Annotated in this window: 1 protein-coding gene; it reads right to left on the reverse strand. The window is 57.6% G+C overall.

What is annotated here, in order from left to right; genetic code table 11:
- Positions 1 to 269: ribonucleotide reductase barrel domain-containing protein (locus GUI70_RS23355; protein WP_161884580.1), on the reverse strand; the 269-nt coding region annotated here is incomplete at both ends.

Consider the following 269-nt stretch of genomic DNA (forward strand, 5'->3'; position numbering starts at 1 on the left):
TTCAGGGACTGGGCCTGGTCGATCCACTTCTGACGACGGCTGGCGGCGTCAACGATCCACTTGGTGTCCACTTCGAAGGCGGTCGCGTAGAGCTCTTTGAGTTCTTGCGGGATGCGCTCGATCTGCTGCACGGAACCGTCGTAGTACTTCAGGTCGTTGATCATGACCGAGTCCCACAGGCCACGGGCCTTCAGATCGCGAACCAGGTACGGGTTGATCACGGTGAATTCGCCCGACAGGTTCGATTTCACATACAGGTTCTGGTAGGT

It is taken from the genome of Deinococcus alpinitundrae, from assembly GCF_009982895.1.
GTDB classification, from domain to species: Bacteria; Deinococcota; Deinococci; order Deinococcales; family Deinococcaceae; genus Deinococcus; species Deinococcus alpinitundrae.